Genomic DNA, 23,133 nt, shown 5'->3' on the forward strand with positions numbered 1-23,133 from the left:
AAAGTGCGCATGCCGAAGACGCACGTGGGTGAAGTGGGTGAAGTCGGTGAAGGAGAGGGAACTGCGGTCGCGTGGGGCCCGGGTGCGGACCGGGCCCCTCGCCGTCAGGAGGAGCAGGCGACGTTGGCGAGGCCCTTCGCCGCGTCGCTGACCTTGTTGTCGCAGGTGACCTTGTTGTTCTCGACGGGCGCGAAGTGGAAGCCGTAGCCGGGGCCGTCCACCTGCGCGGTGTTGGCCTGGAACACGTTTCCGGTGCCCCAGCCGTCGAGGATCCGGTGGGTCTGGAAGCCGTCCTCACGGGAGTGGCTGCCGACGTTGCCCTTGATCAGCCAGTTGTTGCCCTTGACGTCGACCCAGGAGTCGTTGTGACCGCCGCTGAGGTCGGCGCCGTCGAAGGTGTTGCCGATGAGAGAGCCCCCTGTGGTGCCCTCCTTGATGTCGACGGACTCCGCGGTGGTGTCGCTGACGTGGTTGCCGCGGATCACGTTGTCGTCGCTCTTGTCGGGCTTGCAGTCGGTGACGGTGCACCAGTTGGACTGCGCGGAGCCGACGTAGATCCCCTCGCCGAACGTCTCCTTGCGCTTGCCCGTGGCGCGGACGGTGTTGTCCTCGACCACGTTGCCGGAGCTGAAGTCGCGCAGGTGGATGCCCTCGTCGCCGATGTTCTCGACGGTCAGGCCCTGGATGACGGTGCCCTGGACCCCGTCGGCCATGACCCCCTTCTGGCCGTTGCGCACGGTGAAGCCGATCAGCCGCCAGTGGCTGGCGCCGTCCAGGTGGAAGGCGTAGCCGCCGTCGACGCCCCCCGCGTCGATCACCGCGCCGGGGCCGCCGCACAGGAAGATCGGGCGGTCCGCCGTACCGGGGGCGGCGGCGGTGAAGCGGTCCGAGTAGACCCCGTCCTGCATCTTGATGACATCGCCGGGCCGGGCCTGGTCCAGCGCGTCCTTCAGGGACTTGGCGTCGCTGACGGTGACGGTGGCGGCCGGGCACTTCACCGGTCCGGCGGCCACGGCCGCGGCCGAGCCGGTCGCGGTGGGCGTGGCCGGCTCGTCGGTGGCCGCCGTTCCGCTCGCTGCCGGGTCGGAGGCCGTGGTACCGGAGCCGTCCGTGCCGTCGGTGTCGTCGGTCGGCTCGGCGACCGGGATGGTGGGACCGGCGGTGGGACCGGCGCCGTACACGACGGGCCGGTCGTCACCGGCGGAGACCCCCGCCACGATCAGCGCCACCACCGAGATCACCAGGGCGGCCGAGGCCACCCACAGCGGCGGCCCGCCGGAGAGCCAGATCCGGCGCAGCCGCTCCGCGACGGGCTCGCCCGCCGGAGAGCCGCCGCCGCCCGGCCCGCCGTCACCGGGTGCGCCGTCACCACCGGCGGCAGCCGGGACGTCGTCGCTCATTCGCTCATCACCGGCTCCCGTCGGCGGCCCGCCACGGCGATCTCGTCCGGCGGCGGGGCGGGCAGCGGTGCCTTGTCGGAGTACGGGTGGACGATGCCGGCGCCCCGCCCGCTCGCCCGCCGCCTGCGCCGGCCCATGGCGGCCGAGAACAGGATGAGCAGCAGGATGCCCGTCCACAGCAGGGTCATCGGGCTCGCGTAGTGCTTGACCTTGACCCAGAAGGAGCTGGTGTCGTACCAGGCGAAGGTCTGGTTCTCCTTGATGTCGGCACCGCCGTGCGAGCGGCTGGAGTCCACCGCGCTGGGGCCGACCCCGCCGATCACGTTGTAGGAGACCGTCGTGCCGTCCACGCCGCCGACCAGGCTGACCCCGTGGTTGGTGGCGTCCTGGACGGTGTTGCCGCGTATCTCGGCGGCCGAGTCGCGGACGTACACGCCGGTCTCGGGCCCGTCGATGATGTTGCCGGTGACGGTGGCGCCGGTGACCCCGTCGCGTACCGAGATGCCCTGCCGGTTCTGGCCGGTCAGGCGGTTGCCGGTGATGGACACCTTGTCCGCCGCCAGGCGGGCCACGATGCCCATGTCACCACCCTCGATGCGGTTGTTCTGCACGCCGACGTCGAAACCGCCGAGCACCTCGACACCGTACCGGCCGTTGTCCTTGGCCACGCTGTTGGCCACCGAGTTGGAGCCGTAGCTGTCGACGGCCTGCCCGGAGGCGGACGGGCCGTCCGCGAGGGGCTTGCCGCTGAGCGTGTAGCCGTTGCCGCCGTTGCCCTCGGCGGTGCAGCCGCTGACCCGCACCTGCTGGGTGGCCCGGGAGAGGATGAAGCCGTCGCCGCCGTTGTCCTTCGCGACCGTGCGCTGCACGAGCGAGCTGGAGACGAACCGGTGCATCACCACCCCGTCCTCCAGGCTGTCCGCCACGGTCGTGTCACTGATCTCGATCCCCGTCGCGCTGGAGATGAAGATCCCGAAAGCGTTGCCGGTGATGGTCGAGTGCGTGATCGACCCGGAGACGTAGGAGAGGCCGCCGGTCGAGAAGCGGGCGTCGGGAGTGGTCAGTGCGCCCGAGGGCATGGCCGTGACGTCACCGCTGCTGGTGTTCTGGTCGTCCTGGTTGCCCTGCTGGTCGGCCCGCTCGCGCGCGGTCTTGCCGTGCACCTGGCCGGTGTCCTCAAGGGAGCCGGTGTTCGGCCGGTCGGTGCCGGTGAGGCTGAGCCCGCCGGTGCGGCCGCTCCAGAACCCCAGGTTCGCGAGTTTGGCGTGCGTCATCTCGAACTGGCCGCCGATGGTGCGGATGTAGGCGCGGCCGTCCCGGACGTCGCTGTCGGCCTTGTTGGCCTGCGGGTCCCAGCTGGTGATGGTCAGCGGCGCCTGGGCGGTGCCCTGGAGGGTCAGTTCGCCGCCGAAGGAGACGATGGAGACGAAGCCGGTGCGGTTGCTGGCCATCCGCAGGGTGAGGCCGCCCGGGTTGGACAGCTTCAGCTTGGCGCCGACGTTGAGGTAGATGTTCTCGGTCAGCAGATACGAGCCGTCCTTGCGCCGCAGGAAGGTCTGCGGGGCGAGTTTCAGCAGGTCGGCGATGGTGTAGGCGTTGCTGCGCTCGGTGAGTACCAGGGTGTACCCGTTGTCGGTGTCCAGCCGGTACGGCACGGTCCACTTGGTGCTCTGCAGGGGCGCCACCGAGCTGAACGCCCGTACCTGGTTGAGCCGGTGGTCCTCGTCGGCGACCAGCGCAGCCTGGGTCTCCGCGTCCTCGGCGGCCAGTTTCTGCTTCTTGTCGCCGTCCCCGTCGGCGTGCGCCGTGGCCGAGGCGCCCAGCAGCAGCGTCGCCGCCACCGCGAAGGCGCCCAGCACGGCCACCGCTCCGGCACCGGCCCGGCGCAGCCGGGTGCCGGGGCCGGGTCTTCTCTTCGTCATGGGTTGCGTCATGAGGGGGGTGGTCATGGCGTCAGATCACCTCGGGCTGGAGGGCGGAGTGGCTCTGGCCGCCGCCGGCGGATCCGGAGAGCGTGGCCGCGCTCTGGCCCTCGCCCCCGATGCTGGTGCTGTTGCGGGTGAGCCAGCCCTGCTTGTTCATGGTGACGAAGGCGTACAGCTTGATCGGCAGCGAGATCATGATGACCACGAGGGCCGTCAGCGGCAGCAGGAAGATCTCCTGTGGGTGCCTGCGCAGGTGCGAGTAGCCGCGGACGGCCCGGCCCAGCAGCAGCCAGACCAGGGTGAGGACGATGCCGCGGCCGCTGAAGTCCAGCCGGCTCAGCAGCAGATAGCCGAGGGCCATGCCCATGGTCACCGGGGTCAGCAGGATCTGCAGCACGGTGATCTTGGTGACCAGCGGGACCCGCCACAGCCAGCCCTTGTAGAGCGCGGTCAGGTAGCACCGGTAGGAGTTGCGGCTCCACCGGACGCGCTGCTTCACGAAGGCCCGGAAGGACGACGGGAACATGGAGATCGCCCGCGCGGAGGACTGGTGCACGGTCTTGTAGCCCGAGGCGAGCACCAGCCAGGTCAGCCGGCCGTCGTCGCCCGCCACACAGCGGCGGCCGAGGAAGAACTCGTTCTCCAGGTTCTCCAGCACGGGCAGGACCGCCGTGCGGCGGTAGGCGGCGGTACGGCCGGACAGACAGGCCACCGCTCCGGCCCGGCCCATGGCCGGAACGTAGTCGTAGTAACGGAGGTTGACCAGCCAGTCGGCGATGCGGCGCCAGACGCTGGTGGTGCGCTGGTAGACGTTCTGCTGGGTGCCCACGCCGCCGACCGTCGGGTCCTCGAACGGCATCTGCACGGCGTCAAGGAGACCCGGCTCCCAGCGGGTGTCGGAGTCCACCAGGACGAGGAGCTCGCTGGTGGCGGCCCGTATGCCGACCCCCAGGGCGGAACGTTTCCCCCTGTGTTCGAAGGCGAGCACCCGGACCCGGGGGTCCTCCACCAGCGACAGCCGGTGCAGTACCTCGTGGTCCTCGACGTCGGGGACGATGATGATCTCGGCGGGATCCTGGGCGAGCCAGGTCTCCAGGCATTCCAGCAGGATCTCCGGGTCTTCCCTATAGGCCGGGACCACCACGGACACGCTGGTACGGAAGTTGTTGACGACTGGCTTGGCGAACCGGGAGAGCACCGCTCGGTACAGCCAGAGCGCCCAGACGAACAGTCCGGCAAGCCCCAGCGGCATCAGCTCTCGCCACGAAGTTTCCCCCACAGCCTCGACGATCCACGACCAGACCTGGTCGAAGAACTCGGACAAAGTTGCGCTCTCCCCCCACATGACACGACTGCCACGGCCCGAAATAAGACAGAACCGGGCACTGCTCCAGCGATGCTAGGGGCTCATGGGTGAACAGCGATCACACAAAGCTCGAACTTCACTTACAGAGTCTTCACACCCATCCCGCCCCAACCGTGACGGCGGGTCACACCCGTCACGGCAATGAGGGGATCCTATGAGGGTGATGTGAAGAGCGTGAACTCGGCTGATAAATGGCATGTTTCGGCCCAACGACCGGAAAGCGCGCCCTATTCGAAGATGCGCCCAGTGTGAGCGCCCCGACAGGGGCGCGGGGCTGTTGTCGATATGCGGCTGCCGCCGCGTGGGCGCGACCAGCGCGTGGGTGCGACCAGCCCCCACGCACCCGCAGCCGACAACGTGCCCACAGAATTCGGCGGACTTCGGCGGACCTCAGCCCCCGAGTGCCGCCCGCAGCCGCTCCGGGTCGACGGTCGGCGCGTCACACGTGAAGTTGCGGCACACGTACGCGGCCGCCTCCCCGCCGACCAGCGGCCGCCCCGCGAGCAACGGGAACTCGTCACTCTCCGGCGTGCCCACGGCCACGACAGCACCGGGCGCTGTACCCAGAAGTGCGGTGCGATGCAGGGCGGTCGTGCGGGGGTCCGTTGCGTCCGGCCCCACGATCGCCACCTCGCGCGGACCGTCCAGCAGCGCCTCGGCGACGGCGAGCCCCCACCCGATGAAGCGCGGCACGCGCGGTCCGAGCGTGCCGACGATCCCCAACGCCCTTTCCGCGGCGGTGCGATGAGATTCGGCACCGGTGTGGGCCGCGTAGCCGAGCAGGGCGCCGGCGGCGGCGGTCCACCCGGAGGGCGTGGCGTTGTCGGTCGGATCCTGCGGCCGGCGGATCAGCTGCTCGGCGTCGGCGGCCGTGTCGTAGAGGGCACCGGTCTCCGGGTTCTCCTCGTCGGTGAAGCGAGCCAGCACATGGTCGAGGAGGAGCCCGGCGAACTCCAGCCAGACGCCCTCGCCGGTCACGGACGCGAGCGCGAGGAAGCCCTCGGCGACGTCGCCGTAGTCCTCCAGCACGCCCGCGTTGGCGCCGACCCTGCCGTCCCGGCTGGTGCGGGCGAGCCGCGCGTGGTCGTCGAGATGCAGCCGTACGAGGAGATCCGCCGCGCCGACGGCGGCCTCGACCAGGTCGGGGCGGTCGAAGTAGGCGCCGGTCTCGGCGAGAGCGGCGACGGCGAGGCCGTTCCAGGCGGCGACGACCTTGTCGTCCCGGCCCGGGGCCGGGCGTTCGGCCCGTGCGGCCAGCAGCCGCCGTTTGACGGACTCGATCCGCTCGGCGTCGAACACGCCCTCCTGCTGGGGGAGTTGCAGCACGGACTGCCCCTCCTCGAAGGTGCCCTCCGCGGTGACCCCGAAGTACCGGGCGGCCAGGTCCGCGTCGTCCTCGCCGAGGACCTCGCGGAGCTGTGCGGGCGTCCACGCGTAGTACGCGCCCTCGACGTGCCGTCCGCTCCCGTCGTCGCTGTCGGCGTCCAGCGCGGAGGCGAACCCGCCCTCGGCGGTGCGCAGTTCGCGGACCATGAAGTCGGCGGTCTCCAGGGCGACCCGGCGGGCCAGCTCGGATCCGGTGGCCCGCCACAGGTGGGCGTACACCCGGCACAGCAGGGCGTTGTCGTACAGCATCTTCTCGAAGTGCGGCACAACCCAGTCGCGGTCCACGGAGTAACGGGCGAAGCCGCCGCCGAGCTGGTCGTAGAGGCCGCCGCGGGCCATCCGCTCACAGGTGTCCACGGCCATCTGCAGCGCGCCCTCGGAACCCGTCCGGGCGTGGTGCCGAAGCAGGAACTCGATCACCATGGACGGCGGAAACTTGGGGGCACCGCCGAATCCGCCGCGCTGCGGGTCGTACTCGCGGGTGAGCCCGAGCAGCGCCTGGGCGAGCTCCTGCTCACCGGGCGGCCGGCCGCCCTGGTGGCCGAGCTCCCGCTGGGCGAGATCGCGGACGATCTTCCCGGCGACCTCGGCGACCTCGTCCCGCCGGTCGTCCCAGGCGGCCCGGACCCCCTCCAGCACCTGCCGGAAGGAGGGCATGCCGTGGCGGGGGGCGGGCGGGAAGTAGGTGCCGAAGTAGAAGGGTTCGGCGTCCGGGGTGAGAAACACGGTCATGGGCCAGCCGCCCTGCCCCGTGGCGGCCTGCACGGCCTCCATATAGACGGCGTCGACGTCCGGCCGCTCCTCACGGTCGACCTTGACGCTGACGAAGTGCTCGTTGAGGTAGCCGGCGGTGGCCTCGTCCTCGAAGGACTCGTGGGCCATCACATGACACCAGTGGCAAGAGCTGTACCCGACGCTCAGCAGTACGGGCTTGTTCGCGGTCCGCGCGGCCTCGAAGGCTTCGGCCGACCAGGGCCACCAGTCGACGGGGTTGTCGGCGTGCTGGAGGAGGTACGGGGACGTCTCATGGGCCAGTCGGTTCACCGTTCCACTCTCCCATGGGCTCGGCCACGGCGTAGAAACGCATGTTGACGGGGCGCGCCCCTTCGGGGGCGGTCTCGCGCGAGTGCCCGTAGTGGTCGAGCAGGGCGCGGTACTCACGCATGAACGCGGTGAGCTCGTCCCTGGTCAGCCAGGTGCCGTGGCGCTGGACATGAGCCCAGCCGTCCGGGCCGCGGTACTCCTCGTGGGCGCGACGGAACAGCCGGGTGTCGATGTCGATCTTCAGCAGGGCGAGGTGCCTGGCGGCCTCGAACTCCTCCGTCGTCATCGTCGCAGGGTCGGGTGCGGTGTGGCTGAAGGGCAGGCTCCGCCACCAGCGCTCCCGGCCGCCCGACTTCTCCGGGATCTCCTCGATGAGCTTCTGCTCGGCGAGTTTGCGCAGGTGGTAGCTGGTGGTGCCGGAACTCTCGCCGAGTTCGCGGGCGAGCACGGTGGAGTTCGCCTCGCCGTGCCGGCCGAGGTAGTCGAGGATCCGGCGGCGCAGGGGGTTGCCGAGGGACTTGTAGAGGGCGGTGCGCTCCAGGCTGGTCAGCTCGGCGGGTGCGGCGGGCGTCTCGGGGTCTGCGGCGGGCTCGGGTGCTCCGGCCGTCGGGGGCGTGCCGTCGGTCATGCGGCCACGGTAACCCCGGCCCCGAGAACCCTGAGACATCCCTGACCCTTCCCCGGACCCCTCCCTGATGTCTGCCGAATTTTCTTTGCAGAAATTTCTCTGCGGTCTAGCGTGGGGGCATGGCGGAAGTGCCGGGCGATTCACAGGTTCCACAGCCACGGATCCGGAACAAGACGAGGGGGATCAGATGTTGGACCGCTTAACGGCGATGCAGACCCGAAGGACGAGGCGGATGAGGCGGCTGAAGCGGTGGGCACTGATCCTTCTCGGATCGTCCGCCGTGCTGCTCGTACCGTGGATGGTGGTGCTGGCACAGACGCTGCCCACCAGGACCGAGGTGCACAACTGGTCGCTGGCCTGGATCGGGCTGGACGTCCTGATGGCGGCGGGCTGCGCGGCCACGGCGGTGCTGGGCCTGCGCGGCGACGCCCGGGCCCGCCTCACCGCCTCCGCGACGGCATCGGTCGCGGTCCTGGACGCGTGGTTCGACATAACGACGTCGCCGATGGGCACGGCACTGCTGGAGGCGCTGGGCAGCGCCGTGGCGGAGGCGGGGCTGGCGGCGGCCTGCGTGTACCTGGCCCTGTCGAAGGGGTGGGGCCGGATGGCTCCCCAGCCGGGCCGGGCCGTCCAGTAGCCGGGACCACCACCGAACCCTCACCGATCGCCTGATCGTCGCCCCCTCGCCATCGCGACCCTTCGCAAGGACACTTGTAGACAATGGAGTTGCCGCTGGAGGGGGACGGGACATGCGGGACGCCCACCGGGCGGAAGCCGATCGGCTGCTGGTGCGGGCCGTCGAGGAGGAGGTCCGCCGTTCGGGCGGCCGTGTCGACGGACAGGTGCTGCTGTCCCGCGCGCGCGGCGGGCTGGAGGAGATGGAGCGGACGGCCGCCGAGGAGTACGCGGCGTACACCGTCGCCCTCGACGAGACGGAGGCGGGCCGGCCGAGCTTCGGCCGGCGCTACGCCAAGGAGGGCTCCGGAACTCCCCTGCTGGTCGCGGCCGTCGCGGCGGTCGCCGCCACCGTCGCCGACCTCTCCCTGGGCACCGGGGCGGCCACCGCTCTCGGCGCGGGCGTGGCCGCGGGGGTGGTCGGCGCGGCCGCCACGGTCGTCAAGGTCGCCGGTTCCCATCTGCCCGCCGCCCATCACCACGCCGGCGCGGCCGGTCAGCCCGGCGGTCCCGAGCAGCTGCGGCTGCAGTGGCTGACCGCGCTGGAGGTGCGGGGCATCCGGCCGTTCCTCGACCAGCAGCGGGTGCTCAGCGCCTCCACCGGACCGAAGAAGCAGGGTCCGGGGCTGCGCGGCGCGGACAAGAGCGCGGCGGCCCGCAGGCGTACGGTGCTGCAGCAGTCGTTCGGCCAACTGCCCACTCCGGACGGCCCGTTCGCCGGCCGGCAGCAGGAGCTGGCGCGGATCCGGCAGTGGGCGCAGGCGGCCCGGGCGGCCACCGAGACCCGTCCGACGGTCGTGGTCCTGCACGGGGAGCCCGGTTCCGGCCGGACCGCGCTCGCGGTCCGGGCCACCCATGAGCTGAGGGACTTCTTCCGGGGTGCGGTCGTCGTGGATCTGCGCGGCGACAGCCAGGAGGAGCCGCCGCTGCCCACCCGGGACGCCCTGCTGCATCTGCTCAACCGGCTGGGCGCGCCGCGTGAGCAGCTGCTGTTCCGTGAGCGTTCCTCCGCCGACCAGCAGGTCAAGCGGCTGAGCGAGCTGTACCACCAGCACCTGACGGGTCTTCCGGTGACGATCGTGCTGGACGACGCCTCGGACCCCGAGCAGGTGCGCACCCTGGTGCCGGAGCGTTCCGACAGCCTGGTCCTGGTCACCGCCCGGGACCAGCTGGACCTGCCCGCCGACCTGCCGGCCTGGGTGCACCGGCTGCCGGTCACGGCGCTGGACGCGGCCGGCGCGGAGGAGCTGCTGGACGCGTCGGCCCAGGACGCGTCGGGGCCGTACGACGCGCAGTCCGCGGACCGGATCCGGGAGCTGTGCGGCGGGCTGCCGCTGGCGCTGCGGGTGGCGGGTTCGTCGCTGGGCCCGCGTTCGCCGCTCCAACTCGCCACGGACCTGGGCGCGTACGGTCCGGTCGGGCCGGTGGAGCGGGTGCTGTGGTTGCGGTACACCGACCAGTCGGAGACCGGGCGCCGGCTGCTGAGAAGGCTGGCGCTGGCGGGCCGGGCCTCGATGGGCGCGGCGGCCGCGGCCGCCCTGCTGGGCGCCGACGAGGTGGAGGCGACCCGGCATCTGGTCACGCTCGCCCAGGCCGGTCTGATCGACCATGTCCGCGGCAGCCGCTACCGCCTGCACGACCTGGTCCGCTCCTTCGCCCAGTCCCGTCTCCTGGACGAGGAGACCCCGGCCGACCGCACGGCGGCGCAGGAGCGGCTGATCGTGAACTACGGGGAGCTCGCCGACTCGGTGCTGCGTCTGGTCGACGGGAACATGTCGACCCGCTCGGACCGGTTCAGCCCGCACGGCTTCACCTCGCTCGACGAGGCGCTGCGCTGGCTGGACGACGAGTCGAGCTTCATCACGGCGGCCCTGCGGCACGCGGAGGGCGTCGACCAGGCGGCCGTGCAGAACCTGCTGGGCGCGCTGTGCGACTACTGCCTGCTGCGCGGCGACCTCTACCGGCTCGGCGAGATCAGCGAGCTGGCGCAGGCGGTGGACCAGGGCCTCCTTGTGCGCTCGGTGCAGTGGCGTACCGGTATCGCGGCCCGTCAGCTGGGCGAGCTGGACAAGGCCCGCACCACCCTCACCTCGGTCGTCGACCTCTACCTGGAGGCGCATCACGACGCCGGTGCGGCCCGCGCGCTGTGTTCGCTCGGGATCACCCTGCACCACCAGGGCAACCTCACCGAGGCGGCGGCCAGGCTCCAGGAGGCCCTGGACCTGCAGGCTCCCCCCGAGCTGGCCACCGACCGGGCGTGGACGATGCACGCACTGGCGGCGGTGCAGCGCGACCGGGCCCGGCTGTCGGAGGCCCTCGACCTGCTCACCCGCTCGCTCGTGCTGCACCGGGAGGGCGGTTCGGTGCACGGCGAGGCCTGGGCGCACTTCCAGCTCGGCCAGCTGGCGCTGCGCATGGGCGACGTACCGCAGGCGGAGCGGGAGCTGCGGGCGGCGCTGGATCGCTACGGCCGTACGCGCGACGCCCGTGGCGAGGCCTGGGCGCTGACCCAGCTGGCCCGGGCCCGGCTGGTGGACGGCGACGCGTCCCCGGCGGTCGACGGCCTGCGGGCGGCGGCGGCCCGGCACCGGGAGAACGAGGACGCGCGCGGCGAGGCCTGGACGGTGTACTACCTGGGCCAGGCCCTGGAGGAGACCGGCACCCTGGACCAGGCGGTCCGCGAACTGGAGCGCTCGCGCACGATGTTCTCCCGGATGCGGGACGTCTACGGCCTGGCCTGCGCCCGCCACCACTCGGCCCGCGTCACCCGCGACCAGAGGGCGGCGCAGACGGGCTCGCTGCGCAACTCGGGTTTCGCCCGCCAGCTCCTCGTCGACGCCCGCGCCGACTTCCAGCGCATGGGCGTGGTCCACGGCGAGGCCTGGACCTGCCTGGAGCTGGCCGTCGTCGACGCCGGCAACGCCCGCGCCCAGCAGGCCCTCGCCCTGTGCGACGAGGCGGTTGCCCTGTTCACGTCGTACGGTGACCGGCGCGGCGAGGACTGGGCCCGCTTCCTGCGCTGCACCCTGCTCCCCTACGCCGCGCCCGGCGGCGTGGAGGTGGGGACCGCCGTCGCCCAGGAGGAGCTGGCCCAGCTGGCCCGCACCGCCCACCCGCTGCGCGACGAGAAGCTGACCGAGTACGTCACGGCGTACGGCCTGCTCCTGGAGCGCGGGGTCCAGCTGGAGTCGGGCTGGCAGGCCTGGCGGCTGGGCATGGTGCCCAGCCGCCACGCCCGCGAGGTGATGGGCGTGCCGGTGCCGGCCGGGGCGTGACGCCGGTCAGCTCTTGGGATCGGCCGCCGGCGCCTTGGAGTCCGCCCCGGTCTGGGCGGACTCCTTGAAGTCGACCTTCTGCATGTGCTTGTTCATGGACTTCATCAGGCCCCAGACCGCCACGGCCATCACCGCGAAGACGATGAAGCCGAGGACTCCGGGGGTGACCTTGTTCTCGTCGACCTCCTTGGCGAGGGGGACGAGGTGCGTCAGTGCCAGGCTTGCGCTCATGTCAGGCATTGTCGCGGATGCCCGCAAAGAGATCGTCCTCGGGGAGGGAGGTATCGACGAGGGACTTCGCGAGCTCGTACTCCTCGGTCGGCCAGACCTTCCTCTGGAGGTCCATGGGCACCTTGAACCAGCCGCCGTCCGGGTCGATCTGCGTGGCGTGCGCGATCAGCGCCTTGTCACGGATCTCGAAGAAGTCCGCGCACGGGATGTGCGTGGTCAGGGTGCGCTCGGTGCGCTCGAACTCGTTCCACCGCTTCAGCCAGTCCCCGTACGGCGACTCCAGGCCGCGGTCCAGCATGGCGTTGTGCAGCGCCTCGGTGCGCGGACGGTTGAAGCCCTGGTTGTAGTACAGCTTCTGCGGCTGGAAGACCGGCCCGAACTCGGCCTCGGGGTACTTCTCGGCGTCCGCCGCGCCCTCGAAGGCCACCATCGAGATCTTGTGGGTCATGATGTGGTCGGGGTGCGGGTAGCCGCCGTTCTCGTCGTAGGTGGTGATCACCTGCGGGCGGAACGCGCGGATCTTGCGGACCAGCTCGCCGGCCGCCTTGTCGACGTCCTCCAGGGCGAAGCAGCCCTCGGGCAGCGGCGGCAGCGGGTCGCCCTCGGGCAGGCCGGAGTCGACGAAGCCGAGCCACTCCTGCTTGACGCCGAGGATCTCGCGGGCCTCGTCCATCTCCTTCTTGCGTACCTCGTGGATGTGCTCCTCGATGTACTTGTCGCCCTGCAGCTTGGGATTGAGGATGGAGCCGCGCTCCCCGCCCGTGCAGGTCACGACCAGCACGTCCACCCCCTCGGACACGTACTTCGCCATGGTGGCCGCGCCCTTGCTCGACTCGTCGTCGGGGTGGGCATGGACGGCCATCAGTCGCAGCTGGTCAGTCAAGACTCAATCCTTGGTAAGTCGGCGCCCCGGTAGCTCGGGGGCAATCGGCGGCTTCTATAGTGACCGAATCGGGAGGCGAATAATTCCGGGGTCCGGAGGACGATCATGAGTACCGCGAGCACGCGTCTGCCCGAGGGCCGTTACGGCAGCTCCTCGGACGAGCGCGCCGACCGCAGACTCAAGGTCGCCGGTGCGGTCCTGGGTGCGCTGCTGCTCGTGCTGGTCGGCTACTGGGCCTACCACTACGTCGTACAGAACAAGATCAGCGCCCAGGTCGTCACCTTCGACGCCTCTGCCGACGCGGTCCAGGTGCATCTGGAGGTCCACAAGGACTCCGGCGCCTCCGGCTACTGCACGCTGCGCTCCCAGGCGGCGGACGGCTCCGAGGTGGGCCGGGCGGACTTCCACTTCACGGGTTCCGCGACCGAGATCGACAGGGTCGTCACGCTCCGTACGACGGCCCGGGGCACCACGGCGGAGCTGCTCGGCTGCCACGCCGACTGACGTCAGCCACAATACGTAGGCGCTGACCTGCGTTGACGTAATTCTGATGGCTTATGTCCTCCCCCTTCCGCCGTTGAATTGTTAGGCTCGTGGTTTCGCCCTTCCATGAAGGAACATGCTTCTGGGTAGGGCGATGCTTTGTATTCCCAGTACCGACGAGGAGCACCTGTGACCCAGACCAGCGAGAACGTCACCTGGCTGACCCAGGAGGCGTACAACCAGCTCAAGGCCGAGCTGGAGTACCTGTCTGGTCCCGCGCGCGCTGAGGTCGTCGCCAAGATCGCGGCCGCGCGCGAGGAGGGCGACCTGCGCGAGAACGGCGGGTACCACGCGGCCAAGGAGGAGCAGGGCAAGCAGGAGCTCCGTGTGCGCCAGCTGACCCAGCTTCTGGAGACCGCCAAGGTCGGCGAGGCCCCGGCGTCTGCGGACGGCGCCGTCGCGCCCGGCATGGTGGTGACCATCGCCTTCGACGGCGACGAGGACGACACCATGACGTTCCTCCTCGCCTCCCGCGAGTACGCCAGCGCCGACATCGAGACCTACTCCCCGCAGTCGCCCCTGGGCACCGGGGTGATCGGCCACAAGGTGGGCGAGAACGCGGAGTACGAGCTGCCCAACGGCAAGAAGGCCTCGGTGAAGATCCTGAAGGCCGAGCCCTACTCGGGCTGACGCGAACAAGGACAGGCCCCCGGCGTCCGCGGGACGCCGGGGGCTTTGTCGTGCCGTGCGTCAGGCGGTGGCGGAGCGGTACTTGCGGACCGCCAGCGTCCGGAATATCGCGATGATCAGGACCGAGTAGATCAGCGACGCCCACACCGGGTGCTGCATCGGCCAGGCGCCCGACAGGGACTGGCCGGGGTTGCCGAAGAGCACCCGGGCGGCCTGCACGGTGGCGCTGAACGGGTTCCACTCGGCGATGTGCCGCAGCCACGGGGTCATATGGCTGGTGTCCACGAACGCGTTCGAGATGAAGGTGACCGGGAACAGCCAGATCAGTCCGCTGGAGGTGGCCGCCTCGGGGGTGCGGACGGACATGCCGATCAGGGCGCCGATCCAGGTGAACGCGTAGCCGAGCAGGAGCAGCAGGGCGAAGGCGGCGAGGACCTTGCCGGCGTTGGTGTCGCCGTTCGTTCCCACCCTCCAGCCGACGATCAGGGCGACCACGGCGAGGACCACCAGGGTCAGCGCCGTCTGCACCAGGTCGGCGAGCGTGCGCCCGGTCAGCACCGCACCGCGCGCCATGGGCAGGGAGCGGAAGCGGTCGATGAGGCCCTTGTGCATGTCGTCGGCGATGCCGGCTCCGGAGCTGGCCGTCGCGAAGGTGACGGTCTGCGCGAAGATGCCGGCCATCAGGAAGTTCTTGTAGTCGGTGGCGCTGGTGCTGCCGCCGATCTGCATGGAACCGCCGAAGACGTAGGTGAACAGCACCACGAACATGATGGGCTGGATCAGCCCGTAGATGATCATCTCGGGGATCCGGGACATGCGGATCAGGTTGCGTTTTGCGACCACCATCGAGTCGCGGAACGACTGGGTCACGGCGTTGCCGGGGGCGGCCGGCACCCGCGCGGTGTCGCTGACGGCACTCACTTCACGGCCTCCTTGCGGGTGTTCTTCCTGCGTCCCTGCTCGCCATTGCCCTCGGGCTTCTCCTCGGCCACGTGTCCGGTCAGGGACAGGAAGACGTCGTCGAGGGTGGGGCGGCGCAGGGCGATGTCGTCGATCTCGATGCCCCGGGAGTCCAGCTCGCGGATGACCTCGGCGAGCAGCTTGGCGCCGCCGGTGACGGGCACGGTGAGCCTGCGGGTGTGGTCCTCGACGGTGGTGTCGCCCTTGCCGAAGCCGCGCAGCACCTCCGCCGCGGTCCCCATGTGCCCGCGCTCGTGCACCACGACCTCGACGCGCTCGCCGCCGGTGCGGGCCTTGAGCTCGTCGGAGGTGCCCTGGGCGATGACCTTGCCGTGGTCGACCACCGCGATGTCGTGGGCGAGGTGGTCCGCCTCTTCCAGGTACTGGGTGGTGAGCAGCAGGGTCGTGCCGCCGGAGACCAGTTGCTGGATGACCTCCCACAGCTGCTGGCGGTTGCGGGGGTCGAGGCCGGTGGTCGGCTCGTCCATGAACATGACCGGCGGGGAGACGACGAGGGCGGCGGCGAGGTCGAGGCGGCGGCGCATGCCGCCGGAGTAGGTCTTGGTGGGGCGGTCGGCGGCGTCGGTGAGGTTGAACTGCTCCAGCAGCTCGACCGCGCGGGCCTTCGCCTGCTTGGCCCGCATCTGGTAGAGCTGGCCGACCATCTGCAGGTTCTCGCGGCCGGTGAGGTATTCGTCGACCGCCGCGAACTGTCCGGACAGGCCGATGGAGCGGCGTACCGCGTCCGGTTGCCCGAGCACGTCTATGCCCGCGACGACGGCCCGGCCGCTGTCGGGGCGGAGCAGGGTCGTCAGGCAACGGACGGCCGTCGTCTTGCCCGCGCCGTTCGGCCCGAGCAGTCCGAGGACCGTGCCTTCGGGGACGTCGAGGTCGACGCCGTCCAAAGCCCTTACGTCACCGAAGGTCTTGACCAGGCCTTCGGCATAGATGGCGCCTGGCATATGGGTCTCCACGTCGTCGGGGATTCTGCGAAGAAGGGTAGATATGCGGCCCTCGGCCCGCCTATGGTTTTCCGCCTGCGCGACGGCAGGCGAGGCGGGGCAGCCGTGACCACGCGACACACCATAACGCGATGTATCGCGTCCGTCGACAGGTTTTCACAGGTTTTCCCGAACGAGTGAATGAACAGCGGCTGACCTGGACGTTCACCGCCGCGAGCGGGAGCCGCCGACACCGTCGGCGGTGCGGCCGCCCCCTGCCGCCCCTCAGTCGATGACCGTGTAACCGGCCTCGCGCAGAGCCTGCTGGACCTCGACGCAGTGCTCCGGGCCCTTGGTCTCCAGGAGCAGCTCCACCTCCGCCTCGGTGAGCCCGAGCCGGGGGTCGGTCCTGACGTGGCCCACGTCGAGGACGTTGGCGTCCGCCACCGACAGCACCCCGAGGAGCGTGGCGAGGGCGCCGGGGCGGTCGGTCAGCCGCAGCCGTACGGCCAGGTAGCGGCCCTGCGCGGCCATGCCGTGCCGCAGCACCCGCTGCAGCAGCACCGGGTCGACGTTGCCGCCGGACAGCACGGCGACGACGGGGCCGGGGAAGGCGCCGGGTTCGCCCAGCAGCGCCGCGACCGGGCTGGCCCCGGCCGGTTCCACGACCATCTTGGCCCGCTCCAGGCACAGCAGCAGCGCGGCGGACAGCTGGTCCTCGCTGACCGTGCGGACCTCGTCGACCAGTTCCTCGACGAGCGCGAACGGCACGTCACCCGGCCGTCCGACCTTGATGCCGTCGGCCATCGTCGCCGGGTTCGCCACCGTGACCGGGCGCCCGGCCGCCAGCGAGGGCGGATACGCGGCCGCGCCCTCCGCCTGGACGCCGACGATCCGCACGTCCGGCCTGACCGCCTTCACGGCGACCGCGATCCCCGCCGCGAGCCCGCCGCCGCCGATACCGACGACGATCGTGCCGACCTCGGGGCACTGGTCCAGGATCTCCAGCCCGACCGTGCCCTGACCTGCGATGATGTCCGGGTGGTCGAAGGGGTGGATGAACACCGCACCCGTCTCGGCCGCGTACTCCTGGGCGGCGGCCAGCGTCTCGTCGACCACCTGACCGTGCAGCCGCACCTCCGCGCCGTACTCCCGGGTGGCGCTGATCTTGGGCAGCGGGGCGCCCTTGGGCATGAACACCGTCGCGTGCACCCCGAGCAGCGACGAGGCCAGCGCCACGCCCTGCGCGTGGTTCCCGGCGCTCGCGGCCACGACTCCGGCGGCGCGCTCCTCGGGCAGCAGCCCGGCGATCCGGACGTAGGCGCCGCGCAGCTTGAAGGAACCGGTCCGCTGGAGGTTCTCGCACTTGAGGTGCACCGGCGAGCCGACCAGCTGGGACAGATGCCTGCTGCTTTCCATCGCGGTCACCCGCGCCACGCCCGTGAGCATCTTCTGGGCGCCGCGTACGTCGTCGAGGGTGACGGGGCGCAAGGAGTCAGCCGTGCTGTAGCTCATGACTCAAGTCTCGCAGTTCACAGGCCGAAGGCGCGGGTGTGACCAAGCTCCGAGACCGGTTTGCGCAGCGCCGGTACGGCTCGCCCCCTGTCCGCGTACTCTGTCCCCCACATCAGCACTCCTTTCATGAAGTGAGCCCCCGGCCATGCCCACAACACCTGAAATGTCGATGGACATGACGACCGTCGGTGACAGCGGTCTTCTCGACACGCTGCAGCACGAGGTGGCGGTGTTCGCCCGCCGTGCCGAACAGACCCGGCTAGGCGGCGTCGGGCAGGTGCGCAACTCCATGGACCGCGCCGCGTATCTGCTGCTCAACCGCCTCGACAAGGAAGGCCCCATGGGGGTCAAGGCGCTCGCCGCGAGCATGGGGATCGACTCGTCGACGGTCACCCGGCAGGTGGCTCCGCTCGTCGACACCGGGCTCGTCAAGCGCACCTCGCACCCCGAGGACGGCCGGGCCGTGGTGCTCCAGCTGTCCCCGCGCGGGCTGTCGCGGCTGGAGGAAGTGCGTTCGTCCCGGCGCCAGTTGATGGCGGAGTTGACGCAGGACTGGGAGCCGGCGGAGCGCGAGACGTTCTGCGCGCTGCTCACCCGCTTCAACAGCGCGCTGTCCGCGCGGATGGCCGTGCCGCCGGGCACGGACGTCCCGCCGGCCTCCTGACCGTCCGCATCGGCCACGCGCGGGTGCCGCGCGACTCTTGACCGTGGGCCCGCCCCTGGCCTCATATGAGACCGGGCCCCGTCGTACCCGTGTCCGGGGCCCGCAGTCGGGGAGGCACGGTGCGCGATCGGCAGGTGTCGCAGGACGCCCGCCGGGCCCGGGAGTTCGAGGCGTTCGTCGCGGGCGCGGCAGGACGGCTGCTGCATGCCGCCACCCTGCTGACCGCCGAGGCGCCGGACGCCAACCCCCGCGCGCGACGCCTGCTGGCCCTCGCGCTCGCGCACACGTACGCGTGCTGGGACCGGCTGCGCGGCGAGGATCCGTACGACCGGGCCCGTCAGTACCTCGCCCTGCGCTTCGCGAACTCCGCGTGGCACCAGTACGGCGGCCCGCTCAGCCGCACCCGCCCGCACCCCCGCAGCGCCCTGGCCGTGCTCACGCCCCGGGAACGCCTGATCCTGGTGCTGCGGCTGTACGAGGGGGTCGCCGAGGAGCAGACGGCGGCGCTGCTCGGCCTGCCGACGGAGCGCGTGCACGCCCTCTGCGACCGGGCGACGGCCACCCTGCTGCATCCGCCGCGCAAGGCGGCGCCCCCGGTGCCGGTGGCGAAGGTGGCACCGTCGTGAACCGCGTGGAACGCGAGGCCGCGGCCCGGCGGATCATGGAGCAGGCACCGCCCCCGGTACCGCCCGACCTCTACGGCGAGGTGCTGCGCCGGGGCGGCCGGATGCTGCGGCGCCGGCGCCGGGCGCGCCGCCTGCTGTGGCTGCTGCTCGGCGCGGCGGCGGTGGCGTTCGCGGTCTGGGCGGCGACGGTGCATCCGTGGGTGGAGCCGCCGTCCACGACGACTCCGCCCATCGTCGGCTGGTGAAACGATCAGCCGAGCGCCTGCTGGAGGTCTTCCAGCAGGTCGTCGACGTTCTCGATGCCCACGGACAGGCGCACCAGGTCGGCGGGCACCTCCAGGGCGGAACCGGCCGCCGAGGCGTGCGTCATCCGCCCCGGGTGCTCGATCAGGGACTCGACGCCGCCCAGGGACTCGCCGAGCGTGAACACCTTCGCGCGGTTGCAGACCTCGACGGCCGCTTCCTCGCCGCCCGTGACCTGGAAGGACACCATGCCGCCGAACGCCTTCATCTGCTTGGCGGCGGTCTCGTGCCCCGGGTGCTCGGGCAGGCCCGGGTACAGGACCCGGGTCACGCGCGCGTGCCGGCTCAGCATGTCGGCGATCTTCGTGGCGTTCTCACTGTGGCGGTCCATGCGCACCGCGAGCGTCTTGGTGCCGCGCAGCACCAGCCACGAGTCGAACGGCCCGGCGACCGCGCCCATCGCGTTCTGGTGGTACGCCAGTTCCTCGCCGAGCGTCTGGTCCGACACGATCAACGCGCCGCCGACCACGTCCGAGTGACCGCCCATGTACTTCGTCAGCGAGTGCACGACGACGTCCGCGCCGAGCGAGAGCGGCTGCTGGAGGTAGGGCGTGGCGAAGGTGTTGTCGACGACGAGCCGGGCGCCCGCGTCGTGGGCGACCTGGGCGACGGCGGCGATGTCGGTGATGCCGAGCAGCGGGTTGGAGGGGGTCTCCACCCACACCGCCTTGGTCTTCGGGGTGATCGCGGCACGCACGGCGGACGGGTCGCTGGTGTCGGCGACGGACCACTCCACGCCCCACCGGGAGACGACCTTCGCGAACAGCCGGAACGTGCCGCCGTAGGCGTCGTTCGGGATGACCACGTGGTCACCGGGGCTGAGCAGCGTGCGCAGCAGGGCGTCCTCGGCCGCCAGCCCGGACGCGAACGCGAGGCCGCGCCGGCCGCCTTCCAGGGCGGCGAGGTTCTCCTCCAGCGCGGTCCTGGTGGGGTTGGCGCTACGGCTGTACTCGTAGCCGCCGCGCAGGCCGCCGACGCCGTCCTGCTTGTAGGTCGAGACCTGGTAGATCGGCGGCACGACCGCACCGGTGAGGGGGTCCGCCGTGTTGCCCGCGTGGATGGCGAGCGTCTCGAAGTGCTGACTGATGTGGTGCCTGTCGCTCATGGTTGACGAGCCTAGTGCTCCGACGGGCCCCGTGCGTCGTCCACAGGCCGGGGCAGCGGTTGTCCACAGGTCAGGGCACCGGTTGGCCAATTGTCGGCGCCGTCTGGTTCGCTTGACGCATGGCGATTCTCTGGGCCCTGATGGCGGCGCTCCTGCTGAGCTTCGCGCTGCTCCCCGTCCTGCGGCGGCGGCGCGGCATGATCGAGCAGGTCCACCCGGGCCACCCGGACGCCGCCGACCCGGCGGACTACGGCTTCGTGCGCGAGGAGGACCTGGACATCCGCATGCCGGGCCCCGACCAGGACCTGCTGGACGTCCTCGACGTCGTGCAGCGCACCCAGGACCACCGCGCGGCCTCGCAGCTGCTCGCGGGCACGGAGATCGCGGGCGAGCTGCGCTGGCAGCGCGTGCAGGCCTTCGCCGGCGCGGCGGCGCTGGAGCTCCAGCGGCGGCCGGGCGGGGTCAGTGAGACGCCGGGCGGGCAGTGGCTGCGGGTCTGGCGGGCCGAGCAGCCCAAGGACGCCGGCGGCGCGGCCGTGCACGCGGAGTTCCTGGTCCAGCAGGCGTGGCGGACGTCGACGCCGGGCACCGACGACTTCCGGATCATCATGGAGGAGGCGAGGGACGCCTGCGGGCAGGCGGCGCTGCTCTCCCCCGGGGACCCGGTGCCGTACGTCATCGAGCTGTCGGTGGCGCGCGGGCTGAACTACGCGCAGTCCGAGTTCGAGCAGTTGTGGCTGAAGATCCTGGATCGCGCGCCCGCGCACATGGGGGCGCATCTGGCGGCGCTGCACTACTGGTGCGAGAAGTGGCACGGCTCGCGCGAGCTGGCGTACTCCTTCGCCGAGGCCGCCGCCGCCCGTGCCCCGCGGGGCTCGCTGCTGGCCGCGATGCCGCTGTTCGCGGTCTTCGAGCACCTGCCCGAGGTGAACCTGGTGGCGAGCTTCTACCAGAGCGAGGTCGTCACCAAGGCCGTCCACGGCGCGCTGCACGCGGTGCACTCGGCCCGCCAGGACGATCCGATGCTCGCGCACGTCCGTCATCTGCTGGTCTTCTTCCTGGTGCGCTCGGAGCGCTGGGCGGAGGCCATGGGCGAGCTGATACGCGTCGACGGGCATGTGGGGGCTCTGCCGTGGACGCTGTCCGCGGACCCGGCCGCCGAGTTCGCCCTCTACCGTGCGCTGGCGGTGGCGGGGTACGAGGCGAACGGCGGGAGCCCGGCGACGCTGCACAGCTGAGGGGGCCGACGAAAAGACACGTCGTGTGTCGGCTGCGGGCCGGTGGGGGCCGGTCGCGCAGTTCCCCGCGCCCCTTTCGGGGCACGGACGTCGAGGACGCTTGACCGGCTCCGCAACCCCCACCTTCCCGTTCGTTCTCCGTGTCGTAGTCGGCCCTGTTTCCCGGGGTCCGGTGGGGGGATCTGCCCGATGGGCGCAACTCTGCGGGCGCTGCGCGCCCTTGTTCTGCTCTGTGGTTTCCATCTGCTGAGCCTCGTCCTGCTGGCGATCCCGGTGGTGAGGGGCATGTCCATGCTCCGGGCGCCCAGGGGTGAGGGCCCGCCCGGTCTCCCGGTGACGGAGGCCGACGAGCCCCGGCTGTGGGCGCTGGTGCGGGAGCTCGCGGCGGCCACGGGCACGCGCGCGCCGGACGCCGTCGTGCTCACCGGTGACGTCGACGCGGCGGTCAGCGAGGAGCCCCGGCTGCCCGGCCTCCATCCCGGACCCCGCCGCCTGTACCTGGGCGTGCCGCTGCTGACCGGGTTGACCGAGGCCGGGCTGAAGGCCGTACTCGCCCATGAGTACGGGCACTTCACCGGCGGTGACACCCGGCTGTCGGCGCTCGCCGTGCGCGGCCGGGTGCAGATCGGGCGGACGGTCGGGCACTGCCACGGGCGGGCCGACGGCGAGGAGGCGGCCGAGCGTGCCCGGCAGGAGAAGGCCGCCGCCGAGCGGATCGCGAAGGGCAGGCGGGTCGAGGAGATCGACACCGTCGGGGCCGGGATCATGTACCGGCTGACGGCGGCGGTCTACACGGCGTACGCGAGGCTCTGCATGCGGGCCACGCTGCCGATGGCCCGCGCGCAGGAGTACGCCGCCGACCTGGCCGCCGCGCGGATCGCGGGCCGGGACGCGACGGCGACGGCGCTCCGCGAGATCCCCGTCCTGTCCGCCGCCCACGACTTCTACCTCGGCTCGTACGCGACGCTCGGCCTGCCCGCCCGGCAACTGCCGCCGCGCGGGCAGTTCTTCGGCGGCTTCGGCCGGATGCTCACGGCGCGTGAGACGGAGCTTGCGGGGCTGCGGGAGGAACTGCCTTCGGAGCCGGGATCGCCGTACGACTCGCATCCGCCGATCGCCGACCGGGTGCGGCGGATCGAGGCACTGCCCGCCGACGGGCGCGGCTCGGAGGACGGCGGCCCGGCCCTCGCACTGCTGGCCGACCCGGCCCGGACGCTGGCCGCGCTGGAGGACGCGGTACTGAGCGACGAGGTGGGGCAGTTCGAGCGCGCCGGGGAGTGGGGACAGCTGCTGAGCTCGTCGATGGCCGTGGGGCTGGCCTCGCTCGACACCCCGCTGCACCGGGCGCTCGCCTGCTACACGGAGGGCCTGCCGACACTGCCCGCGCTGCTCGCGGTGATCGACGAGGGCCGGCTGTGGCAGCTGGCCCGGCGGCTGCCACCGCCGGACCTGGCGACGGCCGGGCGGGACCGGGAGTTCCGGGAGGCCGTACGGCCGGTGCTGCGGGACGCGCTGCAGAGCATGGTGCTGGCCGAGTTCAGTGCGCGGTCGCTGCTGCACTGGGAGTTCTCCTGGTCGCGGCCGGCGGCGGTACGGCTGCCCGGTTCCGCCTCCGACCTCGACGGCGAGTCGGGCACGGAGGCCGCGCTGCACGCCGCGGTGACGGCCGCGCTGGCCGACCGCCCCGACACCGGCCCGCTACGGGCACTGCTGCCGCCGACCCCGCAGTCGGCCTGACCCCACAGCCGGCCTGACCCGGCCGCCGGCGCGCCGAGGCTCCGGGCCGGGAGGAACG

Annotated in this window: 20 protein-coding genes; 9 read left to right on the forward strand and 11 right to left on the reverse strand. The window is 71.6% G+C overall.

The window, feature by feature from the left end; translation table 11 throughout:
- Positions 1-104 precede the first annotated feature (104 nt).
- The 5 genes from SSP29_RS04490 to SSP29_RS04510 all read right to left on the reverse strand — a co-directional run bounded on the left by SSP29_RS04490 (position 105) and on the right by SSP29_RS04510 (position 7,749).
- The gene (locus tag SSP29_RS04490; RefSeq protein ID WP_089099129.1) at positions 105-1,400 is read right to left on the reverse strand and encodes a right-handed parallel beta-helix repeat-containing protein; all 1,296 of its coding nucleotides are present in this window, start codon (positions 1,398-1,400) and stop codon (positions 105-107) included.
- Positions 1,397-3,322 carry a right-handed parallel beta-helix repeat-containing protein gene (locus SSP29_RS04495; protein WP_089099130.1) on the reverse strand — a complete coding sequence of 642 codons (1,926 nt, stop codon included), beginning with the start codon at positions 3,320-3,322 and terminating at the stop codon, positions 1,397-1,399. Before SSP29_RS04495 ends, SSP29_RS04490 begins: the two co-directional genes overlap by 4 nt.
- A 31-nt stretch (positions 3,323-3,353) precedes the next feature.
- Positions 3,354-4,649 carry a glycosyltransferase family 2 protein gene (locus SSP29_RS04500; protein WP_245883009.1) on the reverse strand — a complete coding sequence of 432 codons (1,296 nt, stop codon included), beginning with the start codon at positions 4,647-4,649 and terminating at the stop codon, positions 3,354-3,356.
- 432 nt (positions 4,650-5,081) lie between these two features.
- On the reverse strand, positions 5,082-7,121 hold the full coding sequence (locus SSP29_RS04505) for a thioredoxin domain-containing protein (protein ID WP_089099132.1): 2,040 nt from the start codon (positions 7,119-7,121) through the stop codon (positions 5,082-5,084).
- Positions 7,102-7,749, reverse strand: a complete 648-nt coding sequence (locus SSP29_RS04510; RefSeq protein ID WP_167449850.1) for an ArsR/SmtB family transcription factor — start codon at positions 7,747-7,749, stop codon at positions 7,102-7,104. The genes SSP29_RS04505 and SSP29_RS04510 overlap by 20 nt, the downstream gene beginning before the upstream one ends.
- A 232-nt stretch (positions 7,750-7,981) precedes the next feature.
- Between SSP29_RS04510 and SSP29_RS04515 the strand changes: the two genes are divergently transcribed.
- The gene (locus SSP29_RS04515; RefSeq protein WP_089099134.1) at positions 7,982-8,386 is read left to right on the forward strand and encodes a hypothetical protein; all 405 of its coding nucleotides are present in this window, start codon (positions 7,982-7,984) and stop codon (positions 8,384-8,386) included.
- A gap of 112 nt (positions 8,387-8,498) precedes the next feature.
- Positions 8,499-11,699 carry a tetratricopeptide repeat protein gene (locus SSP29_RS04520; RefSeq protein WP_089099135.1) on the forward strand — a complete coding sequence of 1,067 codons (3,201 nt, stop codon included), beginning with the start codon at positions 8,499-8,501 and terminating at the stop codon, positions 11,697-11,699.
- Between the two features lie 6 nt (positions 11,700-11,705).
- Here the strand turns inward: SSP29_RS04520 and SSP29_RS04525 are convergent, their stop codons facing one another.
- On the reverse strand, positions 11,706-11,939 hold the full coding sequence (locus SSP29_RS04525) for a hypothetical protein (RefSeq protein ID WP_174855919.1): 234 nt from the start codon (positions 11,937-11,939) through the stop codon (positions 11,706-11,708).
- Positions 11,932-12,813 carry a mycothiol conjugate amidase Mca gene (mca, locus tag SSP29_RS04530; RefSeq protein WP_089099137.1) on the reverse strand — a complete coding sequence of 294 codons (882 nt, stop codon included), beginning with the start codon at positions 12,811-12,813 and terminating at the stop codon, positions 11,932-11,934. Before mca ends, SSP29_RS04525 begins: the two co-directional genes overlap by 8 nt.
- 105 nt (positions 12,814-12,918) lie before the next feature.
- On the opposite strand from mca, the gene SSP29_RS04535 reads away from it, so the two are divergent.
- Positions 12,919-13,317, forward strand: coding sequence for a DUF4307 domain-containing protein (locus SSP29_RS04535; protein ID WP_089099138.1), 399 nt, complete (start codon positions 12,919-12,921; stop codon positions 13,315-13,317).
- Between the two features lie 168 nt (positions 13,318-13,485).
- Positions 13,486-13,986, forward strand: coding sequence for a transcription elongation factor GreA (greA, locus tag SSP29_RS04540; protein ID WP_089099139.1), 501 nt, complete (start codon positions 13,486-13,488; stop codon positions 13,984-13,986).
- Positions 13,987-14,046: 60 nt separating this feature from the next.
- On the opposite strand, the gene SSP29_RS04545 is transcribed toward greA, so the two are convergent.
- The 3 genes from SSP29_RS04545 to ilvA all read right to left on the reverse strand — a co-directional run bounded on the left by SSP29_RS04545 (position 14,047) and on the right by ilvA (position 17,402).
- Positions 14,047-14,907: an ABC transporter permease gene (locus SSP29_RS04545; RefSeq protein WP_089099140.1), complete on the reverse strand. Its 861-nt coding sequence runs from the start codon at positions 14,905-14,907 to the stop codon at positions 14,047-14,049.
- Positions 14,904-15,908 carry an ATP-binding cassette domain-containing protein gene (locus tag SSP29_RS04550; protein WP_089099141.1) on the reverse strand — a complete coding sequence of 335 codons (1,005 nt, stop codon included), beginning with the start codon at positions 15,906-15,908 and terminating at the stop codon, positions 14,904-14,906. The genes SSP29_RS04545 and SSP29_RS04550 overlap by 4 nt, the downstream gene beginning before the upstream one ends.
- A gap of 264 nt (positions 15,909-16,172) precedes the next feature.
- Positions 16,173-17,402 carry a threonine ammonia-lyase gene (gene ilvA, locus SSP29_RS04555; RefSeq protein ID WP_089099142.1) on the reverse strand — a complete coding sequence of 410 codons (1,230 nt, stop codon included), beginning with the start codon at positions 17,400-17,402 and terminating at the stop codon, positions 16,173-16,175.
- A 163-nt stretch (positions 17,403-17,565) separates the two neighbouring features.
- On the opposite strand from ilvA, the gene SSP29_RS04560 reads away from it, so the two are divergent.
- The 3 genes from SSP29_RS04560 to SSP29_RS59550 all read left to right on the forward strand — a co-directional run bounded on the left by SSP29_RS04560 (position 17,566) and on the right by SSP29_RS59550 (position 18,937).
- Positions 17,566-18,066, forward strand: coding sequence for a MarR family winged helix-turn-helix transcriptional regulator (locus tag SSP29_RS04560; protein WP_174855920.1), 501 nt, complete (start codon positions 17,566-17,568; stop codon positions 18,064-18,066).
- A 119-nt stretch (positions 18,067-18,185) separates the two neighbouring features.
- A complete protein-coding gene (locus SSP29_RS59545; protein ID WP_245883010.1) occupies positions 18,186-18,692 on the forward strand; it encodes a sigma factor-like helix-turn-helix DNA-binding protein in 507 nt (168 codons plus the stop codon).
- Positions 18,689-18,937 carry a hypothetical protein gene (locus tag SSP29_RS59550; RefSeq protein WP_150133539.1) on the forward strand — a complete coding sequence of 83 codons (249 nt, stop codon included), beginning with the start codon at positions 18,689-18,691 and terminating at the stop codon, positions 18,935-18,937. Before SSP29_RS59545 ends, SSP29_RS59550 begins: the two co-directional genes overlap by 4 nt.
- A gap of 5 nt (positions 18,938-18,942) precedes the next feature.
- On the opposite strand, the gene SSP29_RS04570 is transcribed toward SSP29_RS59550, so the two are convergent.
- Complete coding sequence (locus tag SSP29_RS04570; RefSeq protein WP_089099143.1) at positions 18,943-20,100, reverse strand: cystathionine gamma-synthase; 1,158 nt, start codon at positions 20,098-20,100, stop codon at positions 18,943-18,945.
- A 119-nt stretch (positions 20,101-20,219) separates the two neighbouring features.
- On the opposite strand from SSP29_RS04570, the gene SSP29_RS04575 reads away from it, so the two are divergent.
- Both SSP29_RS04575 and SSP29_RS04580 read left to right on the forward strand, forming a co-directional pair.
- Positions 20,220-21,338 carry a hypothetical protein gene (locus SSP29_RS04575; protein ID WP_089099144.1) on the forward strand — a complete coding sequence of 373 codons (1,119 nt, stop codon included), beginning with the start codon at positions 20,220-20,222 and terminating at the stop codon, positions 21,336-21,338.
- Between the two features lie 189 nt (positions 21,339-21,527).
- Positions 21,528-23,075 carry a M48 family metallopeptidase gene (locus SSP29_RS04580; RefSeq protein ID WP_089099145.1) on the forward strand — a complete coding sequence of 516 codons (1,548 nt, stop codon included), beginning with the start codon at positions 21,528-21,530 and terminating at the stop codon, positions 23,073-23,075.
- Positions 23,076-23,133: the final 58 nt, after the last annotated feature.

Source organism: Streptomyces hyaluromycini, assembly GCF_002217755.1.
Classification (GTDB): Bacteria; Actinomycetota; Actinomycetes; order Streptomycetales; family Streptomycetaceae; genus Streptomyces; species Streptomyces hyaluromycini.

Bases quoted from the DNA above. Each gene is read 5' to 3' on its own strand.
- SSP29_RS04490 (WP_089099129.1), bottom strand. From the start codon at position 1,400: ATGAGCGACGACGTCCCGGCTGCCGCCGGTGGTGACGGCGCACCCGGT.
- SSP29_RS04570 (WP_089099143.1), bottom strand. From the start codon at position 20,100: ATGAGCGACAGGCACCACATCAGTCAGCACTTCGAGACGCTCGCCATC.
- SSP29_RS04510 (WP_167449850.1), bottom strand. From the start codon at position 7,749: ATGACCGACGGCACGCCCCCGACGGCCGGAGCACCCGAGCCCGCCGCA.
- SSP29_RS04580 (WP_089099145.1), top strand. From the start codon at position 21,528: ATGGGCGCAACTCTGCGGGCGCTGCGCGCCCTTGTTCTGCTCTGTGGT.
- SSP29_RS04575 (WP_089099144.1), top strand. From the start codon at position 20,220: ATGGCGATTCTCTGGGCCCTGATGGCGGCGCTCCTGCTGAGCTTCGCG.
- SSP29_RS04515 (WP_089099134.1), top strand. From the start codon at position 7,982: ATGAGGCGGCTGAAGCGGTGGGCACTGATCCTTCTCGGATCGTCCGCC.
- SSP29_RS04560 (WP_174855920.1), top strand. From the start codon at position 17,566: ATGTCGATGGACATGACGACCGTCGGTGACAGCGGTCTTCTCGACACG.
- ilvA (WP_089099142.1), bottom strand. From the start codon at position 17,402: ATGAGCTACAGCACGGCTGACTCCTTGCGCCCCGTCACCCTCGACGAC.
- SSP29_RS04520 (WP_089099135.1), top strand. From the start codon at position 8,499: ATGCGGGACGCCCACCGGGCGGAAGCCGATCGGCTGCTGGTGCGGGCC.
- SSP29_RS04495 (WP_089099130.1), bottom strand. From the start codon at position 3,322: ATGACGAAGAGAAGACCCGGCCCCGGCACCCGGCTGCGCCGGGCCGGT.
- SSP29_RS04525 (WP_174855919.1), bottom strand. From the start codon at position 11,939: ATGCCTGACATGAGCGCAAGCCTGGCACTGACGCACCTCGTCCCCCTC.
- SSP29_RS04535 (WP_089099138.1), top strand. From the start codon at position 12,919: ATGAGTACCGCGAGCACGCGTCTGCCCGAGGGCCGTTACGGCAGCTCC.
- SSP29_RS04550 (WP_089099141.1), bottom strand. From the start codon at position 15,908: ATGCCAGGCGCCATCTATGCCGAAGGCCTGGTCAAGACCTTCGGTGAC.